The organism is Pseudomonas sp. H1_A03, from assembly GCF_054685145.1.
In genome coordinates, this window is sequence record NZ_CP162829.1 from 5,168,160 (window position 1) to 5,193,644 (window position 25,485).

A 25,485-nucleotide genomic window follows, 5' to 3' on the forward strand; every position below is an offset into this window, starting at 1 on the left:
GATACAAACCCCATGTGGGAGCGGGCTTGCTCGCGAAGGCGTGTCAGTCAGCCTATGCATTTGGCTGATCCACGGCCTTCGCGAGCAAGCCCGCTCCCACATTATTGACCTGCATTCATGCAATCGGATGATCAGTGGTTGTAAGCCCGCTCGTTATGCTCGGCGAGGTCCAGCCCCATCTCTTCCACCGATTCATGGGCACGCAGACCGACCAGCGCATTGACCACCTTGAGGATGATCCAACTGATCACAAAGCAGTACACCGTGGTCAGCAGCACGCCCTTGAGCTGGGCGACTACCTGGCCGCCCATGGTCACGCCTTCCACCAGGCCGCCCATGGACGGTACGCAGAACACCCCGGTCAACACCGCGCCGATCATGCCGCCGATGCCGTGCAGGCCGAACACATCGAGGCTGTCGTCGTAGCCGAAGCGGCGCTTCAACACGGTCACGCTCAGGTAGCAGAACACCCCGCACAGCAAGCCGATGGCCAATGCACCGCCGACACCGACATAAGCGCACGCCGGGGTAATCCCCACCAACCCCGCCAATGCACCGCTGGCCAGGCCAAGGGCGCTGGGCTTGCCGACCTTGAACCACTCAGTGAACATCCAGCCGAGAATCCCGGCGCAGGCGCCCAACTGAGTGTTGAGCATGACGATGCCCGAGGTGCCGCTGAGGCCGCCACCGGAGCCGATATTGAAGCCGAACCAACCGACCCAGAGCATCGCCGCGCCGGCCATGGTCAGGCTGAGGTTATGCGCAGGCATCGGCGTGTTCTGGTAGCCCTTGCGCTTGCCGAGGATCAGGCACGCGGCCAGCGCGGCCACACCCGCATTGATGTGCACGGCAGTACCGCCGGCAAAATCAAGCACGCCCCAGTTATGCATCAAGGCCCCCGAACCGCCCCAGACCATATGCGCCACCGGGGCATAGACCAGGGTGAACCAGATGGCCATGAACAGCAGCGCCGCCGAGAACTTCATGCGTTCGGCAAAGGCGCCGGCGATCAGGGCCGGGGTGATGATGGCGAACGTCATCTGGAAGGTCACGAACACCCCTTCCGGGATATCCCCCACCAGGCTCTCCGGGGTCATGCCTGCCAGGAAGGCCCGGCTGAGGCCGCCGACAAAACTGTTGAAGGTCACCTGCCCTTCGACCATGCCGGTGGTGTCGACCACCATGCTATAGCCGTAGATCACCCACAGCACGCCCACCAACCCAGCGATGCCGAAGCACTGGGTGAACAGCGAAAGCATGTTTTTCGCACGGACGAGGCCACCGTAGAACAGCGCAAGCCCCGGCAAGCACATGAACAGCACCAGCACGGCGGCGGTGACCATCCAGGCGGTGCTGCCGGTGTTCAAAGTGGGTGCATCAGCGGCGTACGCCAAGGGTGCAAAGGCACCGGCCACTAATAAACCGAAGAGGGATTCGCCGAGAAGACGATTGACCATGTTCAAAGCTCCTGCAAAAGAAATGTGTAGGAGCGAGCGTGCTCGCGAAAAACGCGCAGGCAACGTGGGCATCCAGGATGCCTGCGTTATCGTTGACGACCTTCGCGAGCAAGCTCGCTCCTACAGGGGGTAAACTCAGTAGCCGGAACCGGGTACCCAACGGGTCCCCGCCAGCGGTACCCGGGCCATGGCGGCCGACTCCACGGTCAGCGCCACCAGGTCCTCGGGGTCAAGGTTGTGCAGGTGCGATTTGCCGCACGCACGCGCCATGGTCTGTGCCTCCAACACCATCACCCGCAGGTAGTTGGCCAACCGCCGCCCGCCTTCCACCGGGTCAAGGCGCTTGGACAGCTCCGGGTCCTGGGTGGTGATGCCCGCCGGATCGCGGCCGTTCTGCCAGTCGTCGTAGAAGCCGGCGGCCGAGCCGATCTTTTTCAGCTCCGCGTCCAGCCGTGGGTGGTTGTCGCCCAGGGCAATCAGCGCCGCCGTGCCGATGGCCACCGCGTCCGCGCCCATCGCCATGGCCTTGGCCACATCGGCACCATTACGAATCCCGCCCGACACGATCAACTGGACCTTGCGGTGCATGCCCATCTCTTGCAAAGCCTGTACCGCTTGCGGGATGGCCGACAAAATCGGAATGCCCACATGCTCGATAAACACTTCCTGCGTCGCGGCGGTGCCGCCTTGCATGCCGTCGAGCACGATCACATCGGCACCGGCCTTGACCGCCAGCTTCACGTCGTAATACGGCCGGCTCGCGCCGATTTTCACGTAGATCGGTTTTTCCCAATCGGTGATTTCACGCAGCTCGGCAATCTTGATCGCCAGGTCATCCGGGCCGGTCCAGTCCGGGTGGCGGCAGGCGCTGCGCTGGTCCACGCCGATGGGCAAGGTGCGCATGCCGGCCACACGCTCGGTGACCTTCATGCCGAGCAACATGCCGCCGCCGCCGGGCTTGGCGCCCTGGCCGAGGACGATCTCGATGGCGTCGGCCTTGCGCAGATCATCCGGGTTCATGCCGTAGCGCGACGGCAGGTACTGATACACCAAGTGCTGGGACTGGCCGCGCTCTTCCGGGGTCATGCCGCCGTCACCGGTGGTGGTGCTGGTGCCGGCGATGGTCGCGCCACGGCCCAGGGCTTCCTTGGCGTTGGCCGACAACGCACCGAAACTCATGCCAGCGATGGTCACCGGGATCTTCAGGTGGATAGGCTTCTTGGCGAAGCGATTGCCGAGGATCACATCGGTGCCGCACTTCTCGCGATAACCTTCCAGCGGGTAGCGCGACACGCTGGCGCCGAGCAGCAGCAAGTCATCGAAGTGCGGCAGCTTGCGCTTGGTGCCGCCGCCGCGAATATCGTAGATGCCAGTTTCGGCGGCACGCTGGATTTCCTGGATGGTCAGGCGGTCGAAGGTGGCCGACTCGCGCAGGACCGGAGGGGTTTGTTCAGTCATGGTGGAGCTCCTGATCAGTACGCGGAGGCGTTATCGACTTTGAAGTTGTAGAGTTGACGGGCCGAGCCGTAGCGCTTGAAATCTGCCGCCTGGTGGGCGAAACCGGCGCGGTCGAGCAGTTCCTGCAGCTCGTGCAGGTGTTCGCTGCGCATCTCTTTTTCGACGCAGTCCGAGCCCAGGGACTCCACCGTGCCTTTCACGTAGATGTGGGTTTCGTAGAGCGAATCGCCCAGCGCATCGCCGGCGTCGCCGCACACCACCAGACGCCCGGCCTGGCCCATGAAGCAGCTCATATGGCCGATGCTGCCGCCGACGACGATGTCGATGCCCTTCATGGAAATCCCGCAACGCGCCCCCGCGTCGCCCTCGATCACCAGCAGACCGCCATGGGCCGTGGCCCCGGCAGCCTGGGACGCGCTGCCTTTGACGCGCACAAAGCCGGACATCATGTTCTCGGCGCAGCCCACGCCGACATTGCCGTGCACGGTGATCGAGGCCTGTTGGTTCATGCCTGCGCAGTAATAACCGGCGTGGCCCTCGATATCGATGGACACGGCCTGGTTCACGCCCACGGCGAGATTGTGCTTGCCGTTGGAATGGGTCACGCGCCACTCGTTGTCGATGGCCTGGGCGTGCAACGCCTGATTGAGGTCACGCACGGTGGCGGTGGAAAGATCGATGGTTTTCATGTGTGCGCTCCTTAAGCTGCTGACTCGCGTTCCCAGATGTACAACGTGGCCGGTGCCGGCTCCCAGATCCGCGCGTTCTCGATGCCCGGCAGGCTCGACAGCGCCTGGTACTCGGAGGCCATGGCGACGTAATCGTCGGTCTCGGCGAGGATCGCCGGCTTGCACGCAATCGGGTCGCGGATCACCGCAAAGCCGTTGCGCGTGCCGATGGCGAAGGTGAAGAAGCCGTCGAGGTCTTCCAGGGAATGGTCCAGCGCCTCTTTGAGCGAATCACCCTGTTGCAGACGCCAGGTCAGGTAGCCGGCGGCGACTTCGGTGTCGTTGTCGGTTTCAAAATGGATGCCTTCGCGCTTGAGTTCCTGGCGCAGGCGGAAGTGGTTGGACAGCGAGCCGTTGTGCACCAGGCACAGGTCGGCGCCGGTGGAAAACGGGTGGCTGCCTTCCATGGTCACCGCGCTTTCCGTGGCCATGCGCGTATGGCCGATGATGTGGCTGCCCTGCATGTTGGCCAGGCCGAAGCGCTGGGAAATCTCCTGGGGCAGGCCCATGCCCTTGAGGATCTCGATACTCTGCCCGGCGCTCATGATGCGCACGCTCGGCGCCAGTTCGGCCAGGGCCAGGCGTACCGGGGCTTCGTCGGCGTGGATCTTAAGTACAGCGGCGCTGGCGTTCTGGAACCAATCCAGGGAACAGCCGAGGCGCCCTTCCAGCTCGCCCATCAAGCCTTTCCAGTCGAAGGCTTCGGTGGTGGCTTGCAGGGTCAGCTTGACCCAGCCATCGGCGACTTCATCGCCGTAGATGGCGAAACCGGCGCTGTCCGGGCCACGGTCGGTCATGGCTTGCAGCATGGGTTCAAACAGCTTGCCGAGCTGGGGTTCCAGCTGCGGATTCTTCAGGTACAGGCCTACGATTCCACACATAACAAGTCTCCGTCACACGGTGTCAGAAAAATTCGGTGTAGCGCTGGATTTCCCAGTCGCTCACATGGCGGCTGTACTCCACCCACTCCATACGCTTGAGCTTGATGAACTCACCCACAATCTGCGGGCCGAGCACTTCGGCGAACAGCGCGTCGGCTTCCAGCGCGTCGCAGGCTTCCTTGAGGGACTGCGGCAGGGTCTTGATGCCGCGCTCGGCGATCTGCTCGAGGCTCAGGCTGTAGAGGTTTTCGTTGCAGGCGTGGTCGATTTCCAGCTGGCGATCGATACCGTCCAGGCCCGCGGCGATGATCGCGGCGCTGACCAGATAGGGGTTGCAGCCTGCATCCGGCAGGCGAAATTCCAGGCGACCGTACGGCACGCGCACCATGGCCGAGCGATTGTTGGCGCCAAACGCGATAAAGGCCGGGGCCCAGGTGGCGCCGGACAACGAGTTGCCGACCACCAGGCGCTTGTACGAGTTGACGGTGGGCGCAGCGAACGCACACAGCGCCGGGCCGTGGGCGAGCAAGCCGGCGGCGAAGTGATAGGCGAGTTTCGACAAGCCCATGCCGCTCGGGTCGCTGGCGTCATGGAACAGGTTTTTGTTCTCGGCGCTGCTGATCGACAGGTGAAAGTGCATACCATTGCCGGCGCGTTTCGGGTCGGGCTTGGGCATGAAGGAGCAGATCATGCCCAGGTCATTGGCGATCTCGCCGGCGGCCATGCGGAAGAAGGTGAAACGGTCGGCGGACGTCAGGGCGTCGCTGTAGGTGTAGTTGATCTCGAACTGGCCGTTGGCGTCTTCGTGGTCGATTTGATAGATCTCGAAATCCACCGCCTGCAAGGCTTCGGTCAGGCGCTCGAGGAACACCCGCGAACGCGACAGGCCCTTGTAGTCGTAGCAAGGCTTGTCGAGGTTGTCGCTGGGGTCGACCAATTGCAACGTGCCCTGCTCGTCACGGCGCATCAGATTGAACTCGGGTTCGAGGCCGGTGTTCAGCGTCCAGCCCTTGTCCTGCAGGCGCTGCACTTGTTGCTGCAACACGTAGCGGCTGTCGTAGGGGTGGGGTTTGCCGTCGACATGGCCGACACACACCACACGCCCATAACCTGGCTGCCAGGGTACCGGGGTCAATGTCGACAGATCGCCGCGTGCCATGAAGTCCGGACCGTGGGGCTCCATGCCCATGCCGCTGATGGCAAACCCGGCAAACCCCGCGCCCTCTTCGGCCACCGTCTTGAGCCCGCAGATGGGCACCGACTTGGTCTTGGCCGCACCGTGTATATCCACAAACTGCGCAAGCACGTACTTGATCCCGTGCTTATCGATGATGCGCTGGGTTTCTGCTGGCAACATTGCGTGTCACTCCTCGCGAAAGGCAAAACCGTGTGGGTGGGCCTAGGCTGTCTTTTTATTCCTAAAAAGAAAGTTAGTTTCCTTGCAGGAATGCAATACCCTTGCCAGATTCGCGGACGGCTGTTTGATGTGCCGGTGAAAGCGCTTTTGTGCTGTATATATGGGAAAATTCTTTTCCCCGCAGGAATACGTGCAGCGGGGCGGCCTTTAAGCGCCGGACTTTGCACTTTCCCAGTGCGAAAATAATATTACTGAACGGAAACCGTGCAGGAGCCGATGATCATGTCCACCGAAACCGCCCCGCGCCTCAAGCTCGAGCAATACCTGGGGCTGCAGATCAAACGCCAGCGCCAGGCCCAGGACCTGAAGCTATCTGACGTGGCAAAAATTGCCGATATCAGCCAGGGCATGTTGAGCAAGATCGAGAACGCCCAGGTCTCCACCAGCCTCGATACCTTGAGCCGCCTGTGCGATGTGCTCGGTCTGCCGCTCTCGAAATTATTCAGCGAATACGACCAGCAGGATGGCAGCGCCTTGCTGGTCAAGGCCGACCAAGGCATGGAAGTGGTGCGCCGGGGGACCGAGAAGGGGCATACCTATCACCTGCTCAACCATACGCGCGGGCCGAAGAAGAGCTTCGAGGCGTACATGGTCAGCATGGATGACGCCAGTGAGGAGTTTCCTACGTTTGCGCACCCAGGGACCGAGTTTCTGCACCTGCTTGAAGGGGAGCTGATTTATCGCCACGGCAACCAGTTGTATCGCATGGAGGCCGGGGACAGCCTGACGTTTGAGGGCGAGATTCCCCATGGGCCTGAGGAGTTGGTGCGGGTGCCGATTCGGTTGTTGTCGATCATGAACTACGGTAACGACAAAGAGTGATGAACGAACCGAGAGCGGCTCTGCTGTGGGAGCCTGATGGGTATCTGCACATCTTTTAAAGGCACATGAGCACCTTGTAGTGAGCGGGCTTGCCCCGCGCTGGGCGGCGAGGCCGCCCCAGTAAAAACATCGCCGAGTTCCAGATAAGACCAAGTCGCCTGGTTTGGGGCGGCTTCGCCGCCCAGCGCGGGGCAAGCCCGCTCACTACAGTTTTTGCAGAGACCTATGACCATCGCAGGCAAGCCAGCGCCCACCTTTGATCGCATTGGACCTCCCCGTCGCCCCGCAAAAAATTCCCCCCAGTTAAAAATCTTTCCCAAAACCCCTGGACGCCCCGCCTTCATTCCCCTATAAAGCCACTTCAGGAATATTTTATTCCCCACAAGAAAACGCGCTCAAGGAATGAGCCTGCTGTCCTCAGACATTTTTTCGCTATGCGATGAGCTGCCGCCATCATCCCGAGGACGTGTCATGCAACACGAAAAAAACCATTTCATCATCAAGGTCACTTGTCCCGCGGTGTCCGGCATTGTCGCTGCCGTCACCACTTACCTGGCGGACAAGGCGTGCTACATCGGGGAGATGGCGCAGTTCGACGATGACTTCAGCGGCCGCTTTTTCATGCGTGCGGTGTTCCGCTTCAACGATGGCCACGAAGGCAACCTGCAAGAGATCAGAGACGGTTTCGCCGATGTCGCCCAGGCCTTCGACATGCAGTGGGAGCTGCACGACACCCGCGAGCCGATGCGCGTGATGCTGATGGTGAGCAAGTTCGACCACTGCCTCACCGACCTGCTCTACCGATACCACAAGGGCGAGATGGACATGACCATCACCGCCATCGTCTCCAACCACCTCGATCTGCGGCCGATGGCCGAGCGCGAGGGCATTCGCTTTATCTACCTGCCGGTGTCCAAGGACAACAAGGCCGCGCAGGAAGCCGAGTTGATGAAGATCGTCGACGACACCCGCACCGAACTGGTGGTGTTGGCGCGCTACATGCAGATCCTCTCCGACGACCTGTGCCGGCAACTGTCGGGGCGGGCGATCAATATCCACCATTCGTTCCTGCCCGGTTTCAAGGGTGCCAAGCCCTATCACCAGGCTTATCAACGCGGCGTGAAGTTGATCGGTGCCACCGCGCACTACGTGACCAGCGACCTGGATGAGGGCCCGATCATCGAGCAGGAAGTGCAGCGTGTCGACCACGTGTACAAGCCCGACGACCTGGTCGCCATCGGTCGCGACACCGAAACCGTGGCCCTGTCCAAGGCGGTCAAGTACCACCTGGAGCACCGGGTCTTCCTCAATCAGGACAGAACGGTGGTGTTCCGGTGAGCGCGCATAAACTGATCGACGGCAAAGCCGCCGCCGCACAGGTGCTGCTGCAAGTGCGCGAGGACGTGGCGCGTCTGCATGGGCAGGCTATTCAACCGGCGCTGGCAGTGATCCTAGTGGGCAACGACCCGGCCAGCCAGGTGTATGTGCGCAACAAGATCCTGCGCGCCGAAGAGGTGGGCATCCGCTCCGTGGAGCATCGCCTGCCGAGCGATACCAGCACCGAACAATTGTTGATCCTGATCGGCCAATTGAATGCCGACCCGGCGATCCACGGCATCCTCCTGCAATTGCCGTTGCCGGCGCAGATGGACGAACTGCGCGCTCTGGAGGCCATCGCGCCGGACAAGGACGTCGACGGTTTTCACAGCCAGAACGTCGGCGGCCTCAGCCAAGGGCGCGCGGTGCTCACGCCGTGCACCCCAAGCGGTTGCCTGTACCTGTTGGAGCAAACCTGCGGCGACCTGCGCGGCAAACACGCGGTGGTGATCGGCCGCTCGAACATCGTTGGCAAGCCCATGGCCGCGCTGCTGCTCAAGGCGGATTGCTCGGTGACCGTGCTGCATTCGCGCAGCCACGACGCCCAGGCCCTGTGCCGCCAGGCCGATATCGTGATCGCTGCCGTGGGCCGCGCCCGCTTGATTGACGCGAGCTGGTTGAAACCCGGCGCGGTGGTGATCGATGTCGGCATCAACCGCATCGACGACGACGGCCGCAGCCGCCTGGTGGGTGATGTCGACTTCGACAGCGCCCTGCCCCATGTCGCCGCCATCACCCCGGTGCCCGGCGGTGTCGGGCCGATGACCATTGCCTTTCTGATGAAAAACACCGTGGCCGCCGCCCAGGCGCAACACCACGCCCTACGCAGCCAATCGGAGGCCGTATGCCATTCAATCTATTGAAATACGGGCTGAGTTCCGAGTACCCGGTGGAGGTGGACCTGCCACCGCCCAAGGAACTCAAGTCGAGTTACGACGTGGTGATCATCGGCGCCGGTGGCCACGGCCTGGCGACGGCGTACTACCTGGCCAAGTACCACGGCATCACCAATATCGCGGTGCTGGAAAAGGCCTACCTGGGTGGCGGCAATACCGCGCGCAATACGGCGGTGATTCGCTCCAATTACCTCACCAGCGAGGGCGTCCGGTTCTACGCCGAGTCGGTGAAGATGTTCCAGTCGCTGTCCAACGAATTCGATTTCAACATCATGTACTCCGAGCGCGGCCAACTGACCCTGGCCCACACCGACGCCACCGTGCGTTCGTTCCGCCAGCGCGCCGAGGTCAACAAGCACTTCGGTGGGCGTACCGAGATGATCGATCGCCAGCAGATCCGCGAGCTGGTGCCCAGCCTTAACCTCGACCCCGGCCACCTGCCAGTGATCGCCGGGCTCTGGCATATCGACGGCGCCACCGCGCGCCACGATGCCGTGGCGTGGGGCTACGCCAAGCAGGCGGCCAAGCGCGGCGTGGAAATCCACCAGCTCACTGAAGTGCAGGATCTGGTCATCGAAAACGGCACTATCACCGCCGTGAAAACCAATCGCGGCACCATCAAGTGTGGTTGCGCGGTGCAGGCGATTGCCGGGCACAGTTCGCTGCTGATGGCCAAGGCCGGCATCCGCTCGCCGATCCAGACGTTCCCGCTGCAGGCCATGGTCACCCAGCCGTTCAAGCCGTTCCTCGATCCGCTGGTAAGTTCCTCGGCGCTGCACTGCTACGTGCAGCAAACCAGCCGTGGCGAAGTGGTGTTCGGTGGCGGTTCCGACCCGTACCCGCTGTTCAACACGCGCTCGACCCTGGACCTCAAGGAAAGCCTGTTGGCCCATGCCATCGAGATGTTCCCGTTCCTGGCTAACGCCAAGTTGATGCGCCAGTGGGCCGGGATCACCGACATGACCCCCGACTACAGCCCGATCATGGGCCTGTCGCCGGTGAAGAATTACTACCTCGACGCCGGCTGGGGCACCTGGGGCTTCAAGGCCACGCCGATCTGCGGCAAGACCATGGCCGAGCTGGTCGCCAGCGGCGGCAAGGTGCCGGACTTGATCAAACCCTTCGGCCTCGAGCGCTTTTCAACCTTCCAGCAAGTCAACGAAATGGGCGCCACAGCGGCCAGCCACTGACGGAGAGCAGACGATGAAAATCATGATTTGCCCGCTCAACGGGCCGCGCAATATCAGCGAGTTCACCTACGGCGGTGAATTCAAACCGATGCCCGACCCGCTGACCTGCAGCGATGCCGAATGGGCCGACTACGTGTTCAACACCGACAACCTTGCCGGCGTGGTGCGCGAATGGTGGATGCACACACCGTCCAGCTACTGGTTCCTCGCCGAGCGCCACACGGTCACCGACGAGATCGTGCGCACCTTCGATCCGCGCGAAGTGTTCATCACCCGCGTCGACTTCACCACCGCCAAGGAGATCGCCGGATGAACCGCCTCCCCGCCCCCATGGGCCTGCTGATCCAGCGTGACCAGCCACTCGACTTCAGCTTCGACGGCCTGCCCTACCAAGGTTTGCAGGGCGACAGCATCGCCAGCGCCCTGCTCGCCAACGGGCGTTTCCTGATGTCGCGCTCGTTCAAATACCACCGCCCACGCGGCCCGTTGACCATGGCCGGCCAGGACGCCAACAGCCTGGTGCAACTGCCTCGCGAGCCCAACGTATTAGCCGACGCCCACGCGCTGTCCGCCGGCTTGGCGGTGACGGCGCAGAACGTCAACGGCTCGCTGGACAACGACAAGGACGCCTACCTGGGCAAGTTCTCCAAGTTCATGCCGGTGGGTTTCTACTACCGTTCGTTCTACAAGCCCAAAGGCATGTGGAAAGTCTGGGAGCCGATCATCCGCAAAAAGGCCGGCCTGGGCGTGCTCGACCTGACGTTCCAACCCGAGTACTACGACAAGGCCTACCTGTTTACCGACCTCGCCGTGATCGGCGCCGGCCCCGCTGGCCTGCAGGCCGCGCTGACCGCCGCGAATGCCGGCGCCAAGGTGCTGCTGATCGAGCAGCAACCGATCCTCGGCGGGTCGCTGACCTACGCGCGCTTCGATATTGCCGGCACCCGTGCCGACACCTTGCGCCGCGAGTTGCTGGGCGCGGTGCAGCAACACGCGAATATCCAGGTGCTCACCGACGCCACCTGCAATGCCTGGTTCACCGACAACTACCTGCCGGTGATCCAGGGCAAGCGCCTGTACAAAGTGCGCGCAAAACAGTGCCTGGTGTGCAGCGGTTCATTCGACCAACCGGTGGTCTTCCGCAACAACGACCTGCCGGGCGTGATGCTCACCAGCGCCGCGCAACGCCTGATGAAGCTGTATGCGGTCAAGCCCGGCAAGCGCGCAGTGGTACTCACCGGCAACGATGACGGCTACCTCGCCGCCCTCGACCTGCATGACCAGGGCGTGGACGTGGCCGCCGTGATCGACCTGCGTCACGCCCCGGCGGACAAAGCCCTGCCGGGCGCCCTGGCCCAGCGCAAGATCGCGTGCCTGAGCAACAGCACGGTGTTCGAGGCCCTGCATGAAAAAGGCCTGCGCCATGTGAAGGGTGTCGACGTGCGCCAGATCACTGGCCAGGGCCAGGTCAGCGCCAGCGGGCAAGTGATCGACTGCGACCTGCTGTGCATGTCGGCCGGTTATATGCCGGTCTATCAGTTGCTGTGCCAGGCCGGTGGCAAGCTGGCCTATGAAGACTCGCGGGCGGAGTTCAGCCTCAGTGGCCTGCCGCGCAATCTGGGCGTGGCCGGTTCCGTACACGGTCGGCATCAACTGGACAATGTGCTGGCGGATGCGACCAACGCCGCCGCCGACAGCCTGCTCGCCCTCGGATTGAACAGCTCCAGCCCGCCTGCAGCGCTGCGCCCTGAAGCTCAGGTCAACTTCCCCTGGCCGATCTTCCCGCACCCCAAGGGCAAGGATTTCGTCGACTTCGACGAAGACCTGCAGGTGGCGGACATCGTAAACGCCACCCGCATTGGCTACCGCGATGTGCAGTTGGTGAAGCGCTATTCCACGGTCGGCATGGGCCCGTCCCAGGGGCGCCACTCAGCGCTGCCGACCGCACGGCTGGTGGCCTGGGCGACCCAGCGCACTATCAGCGAAACCGGGGTCACCACCGCACGGCCGCCGTTCGTGGCGGAGAAACTCGCGCATGTCGCCGGACGCGCCTTCGACCCCTACCGCCAAACACCGATGCACGCGCGCCATGTGCAAGCCGGGGCGAAGATGATGCCCGCCGGGATCTGGCAGCGCCCGGCCTATTACGGCAAGGCCCAGGACCGCGAAGCGTGCATGCAGGCCGAAGCGCTGCACGTGCGCAACAAGGTCGGGCTGATCGATGTGTCCACACTCGGCGGCCTCGACGTGCGCGGCCCGGACGCCGCCGAATTGCTTAACCGTATGTACACCTTTGCGTTCCTCAAGCAGCCGGTGGGCCGTTCGCGTTATGCGCTGATGACCAACGAACACGGCGTGGTGATCGATGATGGCGTGTGCGCGCGGCTGGCCGACAACCATTTCTACGTCACCGCCACCACCAGCGGCGTCGATCGTATTTACCAGCAGATGCTCAAGTGGAACGCGCAGTGGCGCCTGGATGTGGACGTGACCAACGTCACCGCCGCGATCTGTGCGGTCAACGTGGCCGGGCCGGACTCGCGCAAGGTGCTGGCGCAGGTGTGCAGCGATCTCGACCTCAGTGCCGAAGGTTTTCCCTATCTGGGCGTGCGCCAGGGCACGGTGGCCGGGATCAAGGCACGCCTGCTGCGGGTCGGGTTCGTCGGCGAACTGGGCTATGAAATCCACGTACCGGCACGCCACGGCCTGGCGTTGTGGGACGCGTTGATGGCGGCCGGCAAGGCCTTTGACATTCGCCCCTTCGGCGTCGAGACCCAGCGCCTGCTACGCCTGGAAAAAGGCCACGTGATCATCAGCCAGGACACCGATGGCATGACCCACCCGGCGGAAATCGACATGGGCTGGGCAGTCAGCCGCAACAAGCCGTTCTTCGTCGGCCGCCGCTCGGTGGACATCCTCGAAGCCCAGCCGCTGAAACGCAAACTGGTGGGCTTCAGCCTGCCCAAGGGCAGTGTGCAACCGCTGGAAGGCCACCTGGTGCTCAACGGCGCGGACATCAGCGGCAACGTCACCTCCTGCGAATACTCCACCAGCCTGGGCCGCATCATCGGGCTGGCCTACGCCGGGATCGACCAAAGCACACCGGGGCAGCGTATTCCGATTCGCGTCGAAGGCGGCATCGTCGTCCAGGCCGAGGTGGTGCAACTGCCGTTCTTCGACCCCACTAACCAACGCCAGGAGGGTTAAGCCATGACCAGTCTGAAGGCCCACGAATTGTTCACGCCGCCCTGCCAACTGCAGGACCAGACCGACCTGCCCCGGGTCGGCTTTCGCGGCGCACAAAGCGCCGAGTACCTCACGGCGCGCGGCTTCACGTTGCCAGGCGCGCCTAACCAAGCCTGCGCGCAAGCGGACGGCAGTTGGGTGGCGCGCCTGTCGCAGAACGAATACCTGGTGCTGGGCAGCCTGCAGGATCAGGGGCAACGGATTGCCGATGAAGAAACGCGTTGGGAACTGGACCACCGCGCCAACTACCTGCTGCCGCGCCAGGACAGCCATGCCTGTGTGCGGCTCAGCGGGGAGGTGATTGCGCAGGTGATGGCGAAGCTGTGCGGGGTGGATCTCAGTTTCCCGGCCTTCAAGCCGGGGATGGTGGCACAGACCTCGGTGGCGCGGGTCAATGCGATTGTCATCCACACAGGCAGTGTGGAGCTGCCGGCGTTTCATATCCTCTGGGATCGCGCCTCGAAGGCATACTTCGAGGGCGCGTTGCGGGATGCGCTGGAGGAGTTCGGCGGCGTGGGTCAGTCGGTGTAGCCCAACCGCGCCGCCCTGACCTTTTGGGTGTGTTGACGTGTCGCCAGGCAGTAATACAACGGGCACGTCACCACCAACCCCACCAACCACGACAAGTCCGCGCCTTCCACCAGGTTGGCCCACGGCCCCACATACAGCGACGTATTGGCAAACGGCAGTTGCACGATGATGCCGATGAAGTACGCCACGATCGCATGCAGGTTGAAACGCCCATACACCCCGCCATCGGCCTGGAAGATCGAGGCAATGTCATAGACCCCTCGCTTGATGATGTAGAAGTCGATCAGGTTGATTGACGCCCACGGCACCAACACCAGCAACAGCGCGAGGATCAGGCCGATAAATTGCGAGATGAAGTCCGCCGACGCGCCCAACGCCACCACGCAGCAACCGGCCAGGACCACGCCCGACAGCGCCACGCGCACCTTGATGCTCGGTGTCCAGTGGCTGGCGAAGGTCTGGACCGAGGTGATGATCGACAGCACCGCGCCGTACAGATTCAGGGCGTTGTGGCTGATGATATTGAGCAGGAACAGCACCATCAGGATCGGCCCCAGCCAGCCGGTGGCTTGCTTGACCGCGACCATGGCTTCGGTGCCTTCGGGCGTGGCCAGTGCAGCTACCAAGCCAAAGGCGAAGGACAGGATGGTGCCGAGGGTCGCGCCCAGGTAGGTGGCGAGGAACGGCCGAGTGATGCCAATGTCCGCCGGCAGGTAGCGCGAGTAGTCGCTGGTGTAGGGCGAAAAGCTGATCTGCCAGATCACCCCCAGCGACACGGTAGCCAACCAGCCCGCCGCGTTGAAGCCGCCACGGGTAAGGAAATCTGCCGGCAGGTCATGGGCAAAAATGTAGATAAAACCGGCCAGCAAAGCGCTGCCCATCACCCAGGTGCCGATGCGGTTGAGGGTATGGATAAAGCGATAGCCGATCACGCCGATGGCGGTGGCGCTGAGGGCGCCGATCAGGATGCTCGCCGGCACCGGCACCGACGGCACGATGCCGACGATGGACTTGCCAGCCAGGACGATATTGGAGATGAAAAAGCCGATGTAGATCAGCGCGGCGAAGAACACGATCAGCAGCGCGCCGTAACGGCCGAACTGGCCACGGCTCTGCACCATCTGCGGGATGCCCATGCGCGGGCCTTGGGCCGATGCGAGGGCAATCACGATGCCGCCGAGCAGGTGCCCGAGGGCAATCGCCAGCAGCCCCCACACCAGATTGAGATGGAACACCTGGGCGACCATGGCACCCGTGACGATCGGCAGCGGCGCGATGTTGGTGCTGAACCATAACGTGAACAGGTCGCGGGCCTTTCCATGGCGCTCTGCGAGGGGGACGTAATCGACCGTGTGATGCTCGATCAGGGGGTCTTGCCGGGACATCTGGGGCATGGAAATGAACTCGCGTTTGTCTGATCTTATAGTTGTTTGACGCCAAACCGGGGGAGCTCTCTGGCTGCCCCTCAGATGAACACCATATTATGGTATTCCAACATTTTCACAAGACTGATCCGTAGTCTTAGCGCGCATCTGATCCGCAATTGTGCCACAGCGCACCCTGTTATTTCCCGCCATAGCTCCCGTATTTATTGATGATAAGCCCCAGAATTGACGTTCATCGGGCGATTGAAAAAGCGGTTGCATCGATTGTATTACGGTATACCATCAGACCTACAAACTCATAAAAACCACATTACCCGCAGAGGACCGTCCCATGATTGATGCCGCTATCTACAAACAAGTGATGGGTTCGTTTCCGTCCGGTGTCACCGTGATCACCACGCTCGATGACGAGGGGCAAATCGTCGGGTTGACCGCCAGTGCCTTCAGTTCACTGTCCATGGACCCGGCCCTGGTGCTGTTCTGCCCCAACTACAGCTCCGACTCGTACCCGGTGTTGATCAAGAACAAGCGCTTTGCCATTCACGTGCTTTCCGGGGGGCAGCAAACCGAAGCCTATGCCTTTGCGCGCAAAGGCAAGGACAAGGCCCAGGGCATCGAATGGACGCTCAGTGAGTTGGGCAACCCGATCCTGGCCAATGCCACGGCGGTGATCGAGTGCGAGTTGTGGCGCGAATATGAAGGCGGCGACCACGCAATCATGGTCGGCTCGGTGAAAAACCTGATCGTGCCCCAGCAGAACGCCGGGCCACTGGTGTATTGCCACGGCAAGATGGGCGCCCTGCCCTTGGTTGCCTGATCCCCGACCCTTTCTGAAAACACCGAAGATCAAATGTGGGAGCGGGCTTGCTCGCGAAGGCGGTATTTCAGTCGTTGGATTCAGTGACTGATGCACCGCCTTCGCGAGCAAGCCCGCTCCCACAGTTTTGACTGCATTCCAAAGCGTGTCTGCCGGTGTCCATGTTTGCGCTAGGGTGCCAGTCAGGTGCGGAAGCGGCTGACCAATTGATTCAACGTCTGCGACAACGCCGTCAATTGCTGCGCATCCTGGCGCGTGGAGTCGGCCAGGCTTGCCACTAACTGCGCATCCCCATGAATCTGGCTGATGTGCCGATTGATGTCCTCGGCCACCTGGTGCTGCTCTTCGGCGGCGGTGGCGATTTGCGTGTTCATGTCGCGGATCACGTCGACCGACTCGCGGATCAGGCCAAAGCTGGCCCGCGCGTCGTTGATCGACACCACCGTTTCCTGGGACACCTCCAAGCTCGCATGCATCTGCTTGCCCATCTGATGAGTGCGGCGTGCCAGGTTGCCGAGCAGTCCGTCGATTTCACCGGTGGAGTCGGAGGTGCGCTTGGCCAGTGCGCGCACCTCGTCCGCCACTACCGCAAAACCGCGACCCTGCTCACCCGCCCGCGCGGCTTCGATAGCGGCGTTCAGCGCCAACAGGTTGGTCTGCTCGGCGATGGAGCGGATGGTGCCGAGGATCGACTGTATGTCATTGCTGTCTTTTTCCAGCTGCTCCATGGCCTGGGCGGAGTGGCCGATTTCCTGGCTCAAGCGCCCGACACTGCTCACCGCCGCGTCGATCTGCTGCTGCCCGGTATGGGCCTGACGCTGACCGTTGTCGGCCGAGTCGGCCGCCTGGCTGCAGGAGCGCGCGACTTCGTTGGAGGTGGCGACCATTTCATGAAACGCCGTCGAAACCATATCCACCGCTTCACGCTGTCGCTCGGCGACTTCGGCCATCTCCACCGAGACTTCAGTGGCACTGCCTGAGCTGGTGTGGATCTGCGCGGCGGCCTGGCCGATACGTTGGATCAGCGTGCGGATGGCTTCGAGGAACTGGTTGAACCAACCGGCAAGCTGCGCCGTTTCATCGCGACCTTTCACATCCAGGCGCGCGGTCAAGTCGCCCTCACCTTGGGCAATGCCTTCCAGGCCGCTGGCCACGCCGCGAATCGGCTTGACGATCAGCCCGGCAAACCAGGCGCCGGCCACCGCGAATAACGCACCGCACACCAGCGCAATGGCCGCAATCAGCCAGGTCAGGCGTGCTGCGCCGGCCATCACTTCACTCTCGCGCACCAGCCCGACAAACCGCCAGCCCAAGGCCTTTGATGGCCATACCAAGGCCATATAGCGCTCACCCGCCAATTCGACTTGCACAAGCCCCTGGCCGGCTTCGCTCAACTGCCGATAGCCTTCCCCCAGCTCGCCAAGCTTCTTGAAATTGTGGGACGGGTCATTCGGGTCCACCAGCACGGTGTTATTGGCTTCCATCAGCATCAGGTAGCCGCTCTCGCCCAGCTTGATCTGCTTGACCAGGTCGGTCAGTTGCTTGAGGGACACGTCGATGTTCACCACCCCACTCGCCTTGCCCTGGCGATCGTTGAAGCTTTGCACGGTGCTGACCAGCACCACATCGTCGGCGGCCCAGTAATAGGCCTCGGTGCGCAGGGTCTTGCCCGGCTGGGCCATGGCCGTTTTATACCAAGGCCGTGTGCGTGGGTCGTAGTTGGCTAGCTTGGGGTCGCCGGGCCAGAACACATAACCGCCGTCCTCGGTGCCCAGGGACAGATAGGTGTAGGCCGAGTGACTCTTGGCCAGGCCCTCGAACAACGTGAAAAGTTGCCCGTCACGCGCGCCGGGAGCGATCTGCGCCGCATCACTGGCCAAGTAGCGTTTCACATCACCATTGATACTCTGCAACTGCGGGTGTCCGGCCAGATAGGCGACGTTCTGGCTGATGCCTTCAAAAAACAGCTGCATCGCGTTGTCCACCTGGCGGATCTCGCGCCCACTGCTGTCGACAAAGCCGTCCCTGGCCTCATGGCGCACATTGAGGATGATCAGCACAGCCACCAGAATCACCGGCAGGCTGGCGATCACCGCAAAGGCCAGGATTAATTTTTGTTTTATGTTCATCGAGCTCGCCTTCCTTGTGAGGTGAGGGTGCAACCGTTGGAGAGAAAAGTTTTGCGGATATTCCGTATTATGGTATACCAACAATTAATCCGCCGAACAGCCGTTATCACCGGCACGCTTCACAGTGGCGAGAGCACTTAAGGGCCCGCAGTCGACAGGCCGATCACAATAGATCCGAGGTAAGCGTCATGAAGTTTTCCCTGTTCGTACACATGGAACGTTGGGATGAGAGTGTCAGCCATCGCCAGCTGTTCGAAGACTTGACCGAACTGACCCTGATGGCCGAGGCCGGTGGTTTCAGCACCGTATGGATTGGCGAGCACCACGCCATGGAATACACCATCTCGCCAAGCCCGATGCCGCTGCTGGCTTACCTCGCGGCCAAGACCACCACCATTCACTTGGGCGCTGGCACCATCATTGCGCCGTTCTGGCATCCATTGCGGGTGGCAGGCGAATGCGCCCTGCTCGACGTGATCAGCAACGGGCGTATGGAAGTCGGCCTGGCCCGGGGCGCCTATCAGGTCGAGTTTGACCGCATGGCTGGTGGCATGCCCGCCTCAAGCGGCGGTCAGGCCCTGCGCGAGATGGTGCCGGTGGTACGTGCACTGTGGAAAGGCGACTACGCCCACGACGGCGATATCTGGAAATTCCCCACCTCCACCAGCGTGCCCAAACCAATCCAACAGCCCAACCCGCCGATGTGGATCGCCGCCCGCGACCCGGACTCCCACAACTTCGCCGTCGCCAACGGCTGCAATGTAATGGTCACGCCGCTGATGAAGGGTGATGAAGAAGTCCTCGACCTGAAAAACAAATTCCAGGCCGCCCTGGACAACAACCCTGACGTACCACGCCCGCAACTGATGGTGCTGCGCCACACCCATGTGCATACGGCTGACGACCCGGAAGGCTGGAAAGTCGGGGCCAAGGCAATCTCGAAGTTCTACCGCACCTTCGATGCCTGGTTTGGTAACAAGAGCGTGCCGGTCAACGGCTTCCTCGACCCTAGCCCGGAAGAAAAATTCGCCGGTCGCCCTGAGTTTGAACTGGAAAGCCTGCATAAGACCGCGATGATCGGAACGCCGGAAGAGATCATTCCGCGCATCCAGTACTACCAGGAACTGGGTGTCGACGAGTTCAGCTTCTGGTGTGACAACAGCCTGCCCCACGCAGAGAAGAAAAAATCCCTGGAATTGTTTATCAAGCATGTGGTGCCGGCGTTTCGTTGAGTACGCGGTGAACTGCGTAGATTGAAAAGCTGCGGACACTGGGTGAAGCCGGGGTGCAACGCTTGTCCCCCGCTCCTCACCGCTCTTACGGGTTCGGGCAGGATCCATCTGCTTGGGGATAAACGCCTGCACAGCAGGCTACTGACGGTTTTTACAAAATAGACATTTAAGCGTCCATTTCATAAATCGCAGGCAAAAAAAAGCCACTCACCAGAGTGGCTTTTTCTTGTATTTGGAGCGAGAAACGAGACTCGCATCTGGCGTCCGAGTCATTGAAATCAAACGGCCCCCGTCAAAAATCGACGGTAGCCGATAGTTGTAACGTGCGCGGATACCCCGGGGAAAACGCACTATAAGAGGCCACGCCCGACCAATACTCACGGTCGAATACGTTCTGCACCGTGGCGCGGAAAGTCGTCGGCCGCCCTTCAATTTTGGTGGCATAGCGCGCGCCTGCATCGATACGGGTCCAGGCGTCCAGCGCTTGGGTGTTGGCCTGGTTGACGTATTGGCTGTCGGTGTAGATCGCGCCACCGGTAAGGGTCAAACCTTCCAGCCAGGGGGTGTCGTATTCCGCCCACAGGTTGGCCTGGATGTCGGGCACGCCGACCGGCTTGTTGCCCTGGTTAGCGGCAGTCGCAGATTTGGTCAGCTCGCCATCAAGGAAGGTCACTCCCCCCATCAAACGGGTGCCGGTGGCCACTTCGCCGAACACGCTGAGTTCCAGGCCACGGTTGCGCTGTTCGGCCTGCACCGAATACACGCCATTGGCGCCCAGTTCACCGGCTGGTTTCTCGATCTGAAACAACGCCAGCGTGGTCATGAAGGTGCCGTGTTCATACTTCACCCCCAGTTCGTGTTGCTTGGACTCGTACGGCGCAAAGGTTTCCCCGGCGTTGCTCGCCGTGCCCGGTGCCGCATCGCCTTTGCTCAGCCCTTCGACGTAGTTGTAGTAGAGGGAGACGTCCTCCCAGGGCTTGACCACCACACCCAGCAACGGCGTGGTGGCGTTGGCGTTGTAACGAGAGCTGACGGAGCCGGCAGCATTATAGTTACGTGACTCGATAAACTGCCGGCGCACGCCCAGGGTCAGTTGGAAACGGTCATCCAGCATCCCCAAGGTGTCGGTCAACGCCACGCCGGACAACTCCGACTCGGAGACTCGCAGCACCTTGGGCGTATTGATGTATTGCTTGGGCGTGTCCACCGGGTGGTAGATATTGGAGAGGATTGTCGTGCCGTTGTTGATGCCCCGCGACAGCTCATCCTGGTAACGGGTCGCCATCAACGTGGTGGTATGGGTGACCGGGCCGGTGGCGAAGAGCCCGCGCATCCCCACATCGGCGGTAGAACGGTCGACGTTGAATTTGTAATAACCCGGGACGTTGCTGGTGTCACCGGCATCATTGAGGATGCGCGGCACCTGGTCGGACATGCGCTTCACATCCGACTTGCCGCCCCCTGCATGCGCGAACACGGTGAGGTTGTCGCTCAGATCATATTCACCGCCGAGCAACGCGGACTGTTCCTTGGTATCCGACCAACCCCATTTCTGCGGCAGGCTGGTGCGGCCATTCGGGGCGGATGGCACGTCAACGCCCGGTGCGATGGTAAACGGGCGTGATGCGCCGTCGAAGCTTTCTTTCTGGCTGATGTAGTCGAGGTTCAGGCGCAGCCGCTCGCCGCGATAATCCAGGGCGATCGCACCGATCCCCACGTCGCGATGCTGGTCGTTCACGGCCGTGTCGCCGCCCTGCAGGCTGCCGTTGAAGCGCACGCCGAACTGGTTTTCCTCACCGAAACGCCGGCTGATATCCAGGTGTCCGCCCGTTTGGGAGTCCGACGCGTAGCTGCCGGTAAAACGGGTCAGGTCCTGCTCCAGCGGCCGCTTGGGCACGATGTTGATGACCCCCCCGACACCGCTGTTGGGCGAGATGCCGTACATCAAGGCGCCCGGCCCCTTGAGCACTTCGACACGTTCGGCGTACTCGGTAAAGGCCCGGTAGTTGGGGGCTACGCCATACACGCCGTCGTAGGCCAGCTCACCCAGGTTGCCTTCGCCAATCGCAAAGCCGCGAATGAAAAACGAATCGACGATCCCGCCCGTCTGCCCCGTGGAGCGCACCGAGGGGTCACGTTCCAGCGCATCGGCAACGGTGACGGTTTGCAGGTCGGCGAGGGTTTTGGCGGTGTAGCTGGTGACGCTGAAGGGTGTATCCATCACGTCTTTGTTGCCCATCATGCCCAGCCGCGCGCCGCGCGCTACCTGCCCACCGGGGAGAACGTCGGGCAGCGCCGTCGGGCCGTTGTAGCGACCGTCGATGGTGGTGGTGTCGAGTGTCAGGCTGGGCGTGCTGTCATCCGTGGCGGCAGGCGTTGGTGTCTCAGCCCAGGCATTGGCGCCCGCTGCGACCATGACAAAATTCAACAGGGCGGTTCGAATGGCGAGTGTTAACACGCGCTCACCGCAGGGCCGACTGGCAACAGGCATGACGAGAGGATCCTTTCAACGAGGGAAAATGGGAATCACTCCTAATGCCAGTCGACGTGCGAAAAAGTATCACCCTCCCCATGATTTTTTTTGCACGGCTCATTCGTACAGGCGATCCAGCGGTATCGCGATGACCGGCAACGCCGGATCAAACACATGCCGCGTGGTCTTGTACGGAAAGATCTCGCCGCGAGCGATGGTGTTGAAAATCCGCGCGACCTCGAACGCCTGCCCCGTGCGCCAGTGCCTTACGCACACCCGTGGGTCCGTATAGTCGAGCTGGATGCACGGTACTCGACACAGACCCAACTGCAACGCTGCATTCAGGCGGTGGTTACCGTCCATCACGATGCCATGCGAGCGCTCGACGATGATCGGTTCCAGCCAATGCCCTGCGCGGATAATCGAGTCGCATAGCCACTGAACATTGGCCGGGTCCACCTGTTCCGATTGCCGTACTTCGCACACCGGCCGCAGCGCAATCTGATAGGTCTGTCCCATGGTTCCCCCCTGCCCTGGCAGCATGTTCAGCAGGTCCCGGTCTTGGCGACCGCTGCGTATCGATGGGCCAAATCCAGCAGACGTTGCGCCTGCTCGATCAGCGGCAGATCGACCATTTCGCCGTCAACTTGCACCGCGTGGCTACCGCCGGCCACGGCACTCATCACCCGATCCGCCCAGGCCAATTGGTGGGCATCGGGCAAGAACGCGCGCTGCACCGTCGACAGCTGCGCGGGATGGATGCACAGCTTGGCCCCGAACCCGAGGGAGCGCGCGTAAAGCGAGTCCTGGGCGACCACCGCCAGGTCGTTGATCGCAGGCGTTACCCCGTCGATTGGCGCCGGCAAACCCGCAGTGCGAGAGGTCAGCACGATGCGGTTGCGTGCGTACAGAAACGCCTCGGGCACCTGGCCGCAATTGATATCCAGGGAAAAATCCAGCGAGCCAAAGGCCAGGCGCGCCAGGCCGGGAATCGCGGCAATCGCCTCCACCTGCTGCAAGCCTTTGGCCGTCTCGATGATCGCGACAATGTGCAACTGGGGTTGCCATGCCAGCAGCTGCTCGACCACCCGCGCCAACGCCTGGGGAGCCTCGGCCTTGGGCAGGAATACCCCGGTGCAACGCTCGGGATAACGCATGTCGCCCAACCACGTCAGGTCCTGGCGGAACAACGCGCTGCCGACACTGTTGAGCCGGATAAACCGCTGGCACGCAACGCTCGACGTACTTTCCTGCCACGCCCACACGGCAGCTCGGGCAGCGGCTTTGCTCTCGGGATGAACCGCATCCTCGAGGTCCAGGATGATTGCATCCGCCCCGGCCTCAACGGCTTTGGCAAAGCGCTCCGGACGGTTCCCCGGAACGAACAGGTAGCTGATGGGAAGCAGCGTGGTCGTGCTCTGACGATCAGTGTTCATGGCATCTCTCCTTGGCGTGCAGCAGTCGTGGTTTTTGAAAAAATTTTCAGGGGCACCGAGGGGGTAAATTGCGCCTCTGGCGCCACCCTCGCCGATCAACGTTTAACCCCTTATTGATCAATGAATTAACAACGCTTTCAAACTAGGGACGAACGCCCGAAAGAGCGTGCAAATACGGGTTCGCGCACTGATCTTCAGCGGGCATTAATGTGAAATATTTGAAAACCTTACTTGATAATCATTCTCGGTAGCAATATTGTTCACGCCGCCAAGAGAAACTTTTCTTGTGCACATGCAAATCCTAATGTTCACCGAAAGTATGGCCTCGCGACATCATTTACCCATCACTCACCGGTGAATTAGATCAAGAAAATCAGCAGTTAGTGGCTGATCGCTACACTCGTATAAACCTTATGAAATGGGGTTCTTATGCAATTGTTTTGTGAACCGATTATGACTGTCAAAGCAACAGTTTCGCCTGCAGGATTCGTGTGGCATCCACCGCCAAACACATAAGCGTAAAAACACGACGAGCGACAAGACCACATTCATCGATCTCTTTTAGAGATTAAAATATGAATGACGACGCTATAAGCGCCAGGGGATAGTTATGTCCATTGCAACAACGCACCCAAATAAAGTGCGCACCGAAGTTCATCTTTCGAAAATGCTTAATCCATTATTGGATGTAAGCATCGCACAGCTGTTACATAGCCAGCCCGACACCCTGCTTGAACTCGTCGCACAATACGGTTCGCCCCTGAATCTTGTATGGCCACATGCTTTTGCACTGAACACCTGCGCATTGCGATCAGTGCTGGAACAGCATGAAGTCCAGCATGCGATCTTCTATGGCGCCAAAGCCAACAAGTCGCAATGTTTGCTGGGCGCGGCCAAGGCGTCCGGTATCGGCGTCGACGTTTCCAGCCTTTACGAGATGCAGGCAGCACTGCGCGCCGGTGTGCCAGCCGATCAGTTGTGTGCCACCGGTCCTGCCAAAACCGAGGATTTTCATCGGCAGCTCGTCCAGGCCGGCGCACTGATCTGCGTGGATTCACTGGAAGAATTCGACCATTTGAAAACACTGCTCGAAGCCCGCAGCAAGGCCATCAAAGCCCGGGTTTTATTGCGTTACAGGCCCAAAAACTGTGCGACCAGCCGCTTCGGAATGGGGGCCTCGGACGTGTTGGTGTGTTTGCACTTACTGACCGGGCTTCGGGCTTTTTTTGACTTCGAGGGTTTCCATTTCCACCTGGGTGGCTATGGGTTCGAATCCCGAGCACAGGCCTTTCGTGAAGTGACGGATTTCGTCGATGAGGCTCGAAAGATGGGATTGAACCCGACCATGATCGATATCGGGGGAGGCTTGCCCATTCGCTATATTGAGCCACACGCCTACGATCGTTTTATACACAACGACAATACACCCAGTCACTATTACAACCAATCCGTGCCCAACTCTTACTACCCTTACGGCAGCAACTTGACGGCGAGCCAGTGGCTGCATTCATTTCTGGAAAGTGCCTACTCGCCGCACCAGAACATTGCCCAGTATTTGAAAGCCAACAACATCACACTGGGATTGGAGCCAGGCCGAAGCCTGGTGGACCAAGCCGCCATTTCAGTGTTCCGCATTACACGCAGCAAAAAACTGGCAAATAACAAAACTGTGTTGTTTGTCGAAGGCAGTAGTTTCAGCGCGTGCGAAACATGGTTCGCGTCGGAATACCTGGTCGACCCGATATTAATCAGCGCGGCACCAACATCGGCCACGCCGATGCAAGCCTATATTGCCGGGCATAGTTGTCTGGATGATGACGTCATCACCCAGCGCCTGATCAACTTTACTACGTCCCCCAAGGCCGGCGACTTATTGATTTATGCCAATACCGCCGGCTACCAAATGGACTTGCTGGAGAACGAGTTTCATCGTCACCCCTTACCTCGGCGAATGGTGGCGACCTGTTGCACGCACGGTAACTACGCGTTTTCACCTGACTACTAGAGGGA

At 61.2% G+C, this 25,485-nt stretch carries 20 protein-coding genes and 1 pseudogene; 10 read left to right on the forward strand and 11 right to left on the reverse strand.

Going from position 1 to position 25,485, the window contains the following annotated elements:
• Window positions 1-131 precede the first annotated feature (131 nt).
• From AB4O35_RS23855 to glnT, 5 genes are all read right to left on the reverse strand, one after another.
• Complete coding sequence (locus AB4O35_RS23855) at window positions 132-1,457, reverse strand: ammonium transporter (protein ID WP_065945930.1); 1,326 nt, start codon at window positions 1,455-1,457, stop codon at window positions 132-134.
• A 135-nt stretch (window positions 1,458-1,592) separates the two neighbouring features.
• Window positions 1,593-2,915 carry an FMN-binding glutamate synthase family protein gene (locus AB4O35_RS23860; protein ID WP_012723552.1) on the reverse strand — a complete coding sequence of 441 codons (1,323 nt, stop codon included), beginning with the start codon at window positions 2,913-2,915 and terminating at the stop codon, window positions 1,593-1,595.
• A gap of 14 nt (window positions 2,916-2,929) precedes the next feature.
• Window positions 2,930-3,604, reverse strand: a complete 675-nt coding sequence (locus AB4O35_RS23865) for a GltB/FmdC/FwdC-like GXGXG domain-containing protein (RefSeq protein ID WP_065872261.1) — start codon at window positions 3,602-3,604, stop codon at window positions 2,930-2,932.
• Window positions 3,605-3,615: 11 nt separating this feature from the next.
• Window positions 3,616-4,524, reverse strand: coding sequence for a class II glutamine amidotransferase (locus tag AB4O35_RS23870; protein ID WP_012723550.1), 909 nt, complete (start codon window positions 4,522-4,524; stop codon window positions 3,616-3,618).
• 22 nt (window positions 4,525-4,546) lie between these two features.
• Window positions 4,547-5,881: a type III glutamate--ammonia ligase gene (gene glnT, locus AB4O35_RS23875; protein ID WP_065945931.1), complete on the reverse strand. Its 1,335-nt coding sequence runs from the start codon at window positions 5,879-5,881 to the stop codon at window positions 4,547-4,549.
• A 282-nt stretch (window positions 5,882-6,163) separates the two neighbouring features.
• Here glnT and AB4O35_RS23880 point away from each other — a divergent pair, with 282 nt between their 5' ends.
• The 7 genes from AB4O35_RS23880 (at window position 6,164) to AB4O35_RS23910 (ending at window position 14,003) form a co-directional block, all read left to right on the forward strand.
• Window positions 6,164-6,763, forward strand: coding sequence for a helix-turn-helix domain-containing protein (locus AB4O35_RS23880; protein WP_027603577.1), 600 nt, complete (start codon window positions 6,164-6,166; stop codon window positions 6,761-6,763).
• Window positions 6,764-7,234: 471 nt separating this feature from the next.
• Window positions 7,235-8,101: a formyltetrahydrofolate deformylase gene (purU, locus tag AB4O35_RS23885; protein ID WP_065945932.1), complete on the forward strand. Its 867-nt coding sequence runs from the start codon at window positions 7,235-7,237 to the stop codon at window positions 8,099-8,101.
• Entirely contained in the window at window positions 8,098-9,003 is a 906-nt protein-coding gene (gene folD / locus AB4O35_RS23890; protein WP_065945933.1) for a bifunctional methylenetetrahydrofolate dehydrogenase/methenyltetrahydrofolate cyclohydrolase FolD, read from the forward strand. The genes purU and folD overlap by 4 nt, the downstream gene beginning before the upstream one ends.
• Window positions 8,985-10,226 (forward strand): FAD-dependent oxidoreductase, encoded by a 1,242-nt coding sequence (locus tag AB4O35_RS23895; RefSeq protein WP_065881107.1) that lies wholly within the window; start codon window positions 8,985-8,987, stop codon window positions 10,224-10,226. Before folD ends, AB4O35_RS23895 begins: the two co-directional genes overlap by 19 nt.
• Before the next feature lie 13 nt (window positions 10,227-10,239).
• Window positions 10,240-10,539, forward strand: a complete 300-nt coding sequence (locus tag AB4O35_RS23900) for a sarcosine oxidase subunit delta (RefSeq protein WP_065945934.1) — start codon at window positions 10,240-10,242, stop codon at window positions 10,537-10,539.
• Window positions 10,536-13,433 (forward strand): 2Fe-2S iron-sulfur cluster-binding protein, encoded by a 2,898-nt coding sequence (locus AB4O35_RS23905; RefSeq protein ID WP_065945935.1) that lies wholly within the window; start codon window positions 10,536-10,538, stop codon window positions 13,431-13,433. Before AB4O35_RS23900 ends, AB4O35_RS23905 begins: the two co-directional genes overlap by 4 nt.
• A 3-nt stretch (window positions 13,434-13,436) precedes the next feature.
• Window positions 13,437-14,003, forward strand: coding sequence for a sarcosine oxidase subunit gamma (locus AB4O35_RS23910; RefSeq protein WP_065945936.1), 567 nt, complete (start codon window positions 13,437-13,439; stop codon window positions 14,001-14,003).
• Here the strand turns inward: AB4O35_RS23910 and AB4O35_RS23915 are convergent.
• Window positions 13,991-15,397: a purine-cytosine permease family protein gene (locus AB4O35_RS23915; RefSeq protein ID WP_065872271.1), complete on the reverse strand. Its 1,407-nt coding sequence runs from the start codon at window positions 15,395-15,397 to the stop codon at window positions 13,991-13,993. The two genes, AB4O35_RS23910 and AB4O35_RS23915, sit on opposite strands and share 13 nt — an antisense overlap.
• A gap of 322 nt (window positions 15,398-15,719) precedes the next feature.
• Between AB4O35_RS23915 and AB4O35_RS23920 the strand changes: the two genes are divergently transcribed.
• Window positions 15,720-16,205: a flavin reductase family protein gene (locus AB4O35_RS23920; RefSeq protein WP_065872272.1), complete on the forward strand. Its 486-nt coding sequence runs from the start codon at window positions 15,720-15,722 to the stop codon at window positions 16,203-16,205.
• A 182-nt stretch (window positions 16,206-16,387) separates the two neighbouring features.
• Here the strand turns inward: AB4O35_RS23920 and AB4O35_RS23925 are convergent, their stop codons facing one another.
• The gene (locus AB4O35_RS23925) at window positions 16,388-17,155 is read right to left on the reverse strand and encodes a methyl-accepting chemotaxis protein (RefSeq protein ID WP_371905331.1); all 768 of its coding nucleotides are present in this window, start codon (window positions 17,153-17,155) and stop codon (window positions 16,388-16,390) included.
• A gap of 138 nt (window positions 17,156-17,293) precedes the next feature.
• A pseudogene (locus AB4O35_RS23930) lies at window positions 17,294-18,334 on the reverse strand (cache domain-containing protein); the annotation flags it as partial.
• A gap of 188 nt (window positions 18,335-18,522) precedes the next feature.
• Between AB4O35_RS23930 and AB4O35_RS23935 the strand changes: the two are divergent.
• The gene (locus tag AB4O35_RS23935) at window positions 18,523-19,566 is read left to right on the forward strand and encodes an LLM class flavin-dependent oxidoreductase (protein ID WP_065872274.1); all 1,044 of its coding nucleotides are present in this window, start codon (window positions 18,523-18,525) and stop codon (window positions 19,564-19,566) included.
• Window positions 19,567-19,858: 292 nt separating this feature from the next.
• On the opposite strand, the gene AB4O35_RS23940 is transcribed toward AB4O35_RS23935, so the two are convergent.
• The 3 genes from AB4O35_RS23940 to AB4O35_RS23950 form a co-directional block, all read right to left on the reverse strand.
• On the reverse strand, window positions 19,859-22,057 hold the full coding sequence (locus AB4O35_RS23940; protein WP_065945937.1) for a TonB-dependent receptor: 2,199 nt from the start codon (window positions 22,055-22,057) through the stop codon (window positions 19,859-19,861).
• A 99-nt stretch (window positions 22,058-22,156) separates the two neighbouring features.
• Entirely contained in the window at window positions 22,157-22,558 is a 402-nt protein-coding gene (locus AB4O35_RS23945; RefSeq protein ID WP_065910684.1) for a ParB N-terminal domain-containing protein, read from the reverse strand.
• A 26-nt stretch (window positions 22,559-22,584) separates the two neighbouring features.
• On the reverse strand, window positions 22,585-23,475 hold the full coding sequence (locus AB4O35_RS23950; RefSeq protein WP_065879966.1) for an HpcH/HpaI aldolase/citrate lyase family protein: 891 nt from the start codon (window positions 23,473-23,475) through the stop codon (window positions 22,585-22,587).
• A gap of 610 nt (window positions 23,476-24,085) precedes the next feature.
• On the opposite strand from AB4O35_RS23950, the gene AB4O35_RS23955 reads away from it, so the two are divergent.
• Complete coding sequence (locus tag AB4O35_RS23955) at window positions 24,086-25,480, forward strand: Y4yA family PLP-dependent enzyme (RefSeq protein WP_065945938.1); 1,395 nt, start codon at window positions 24,086-24,088, stop codon at window positions 25,478-25,480.
• Window positions 25,481-25,485 lie beyond the last annotated feature (5 nt).

What these genes read in the sequence shown, in the direction of transcription:
- AB4O35_RS23950 (WP_065879966.1), bottom strand. Translation starts at nt 23,475, where the DNA reads ATGAACACTGATCGTCAGAGCACGACCACGCTGCTTCCCATCAGCTAC.
- AB4O35_RS23900 (WP_065945934.1), top strand. Translation starts at nt 10,240, where the DNA reads ATGAAAATCATGATTTGCCCGCTCAACGGGCCGCGCAATATCAGCGAG.
- AB4O35_RS23910 (WP_065945936.1), top strand. Translation starts at nt 13,437, where the DNA reads ATGACCAGTCTGAAGGCCCACGAATTGTTCACGCCGCCCTGCCAACTG.
- glnT (WP_065945931.1), bottom strand. Translation starts at nt 5,881, where the DNA reads ATGTTGCCAGCAGAAACCCAGCGCATCATCGATAAGCACGGGATCAAG.
- AB4O35_RS23935 (WP_065872274.1), top strand. Translation starts at nt 18,523, where the DNA reads ATGAAGTTTTCCCTGTTCGTACACATGGAACGTTGGGATGAGAGTGTC.
- AB4O35_RS23945 (WP_065910684.1), bottom strand. Translation starts at nt 22,558, where the DNA reads ATGGGACAGACCTATCAGATTGCGCTGCGGCCGGTGTGCGAAGTACGG.
- AB4O35_RS23940 (WP_065945937.1), bottom strand. Translation starts at nt 22,057, where the DNA reads ATGCCTGTTGCCAGTCGGCCCTGCGGTGAGCGCGTGTTAACACTCGCC.
- AB4O35_RS23865 (WP_065872261.1), bottom strand. Translation starts at nt 3,604, where the DNA reads ATGAAAACCATCGATCTTTCCACCGCCACCGTGCGTGACCTCAATCAG.
- AB4O35_RS23855 (WP_065945930.1), bottom strand. Translation starts at nt 1,457, where the DNA reads ATGGTCAATCGTCTTCTCGGCGAATCCCTCTTCGGTTTATTAGTGGCC.
- AB4O35_RS23920 (WP_065872272.1), top strand. Translation starts at nt 15,720, where the DNA reads ATGATTGATGCCGCTATCTACAAACAAGTGATGGGTTCGTTTCCGTCC.
- AB4O35_RS23880 (WP_027603577.1), top strand. Translation starts at nt 6,164, where the DNA reads ATGTCCACCGAAACCGCCCCGCGCCTCAAGCTCGAGCAATACCTGGGG.
- AB4O35_RS23925 (WP_371905331.1), bottom strand. Translation starts at nt 17,155, where the DNA reads ATGGCCGAAGTCGCCGAGCGACAGCGTGAAGCGGTGGATATGGTTTCG.
- AB4O35_RS23870 (WP_012723550.1), bottom strand. Translation starts at nt 4,524, where the DNA reads ATGTGTGGAATCGTAGGCCTGTACCTGAAGAATCCGCAGCTGGAACCC.
- AB4O35_RS23915 (WP_065872271.1), bottom strand. Translation starts at nt 15,397, where the DNA reads ATGCCCCAGATGTCCCGGCAAGACCCCCTGATCGAGCATCACACGGTC.
- AB4O35_RS23905 (WP_065945935.1), top strand. Translation starts at nt 10,536, where the DNA reads ATGAACCGCCTCCCCGCCCCCATGGGCCTGCTGATCCAGCGTGACCAG.
- AB4O35_RS23895 (WP_065881107.1), top strand. Translation starts at nt 8,985, where the DNA reads ATGCCATTCAATCTATTGAAATACGGGCTGAGTTCCGAGTACCCGGTG.
- purU (WP_065945932.1), top strand. Translation starts at nt 7,235, where the DNA reads ATGCAACACGAAAAAAACCATTTCATCATCAAGGTCACTTGTCCCGCG.
- AB4O35_RS23860 (WP_012723552.1), bottom strand. Translation starts at nt 2,915, where the DNA reads ATGACTGAACAAACCCCTCCGGTCCTGCGCGAGTCGGCCACCTTCGAC.
- AB4O35_RS23955 (WP_065945938.1), top strand. Translation starts at nt 24,086, where the DNA reads ATGTCCATTGCAACAACGCACCCAAATAAAGTGCGCACCGAAGTTCAT.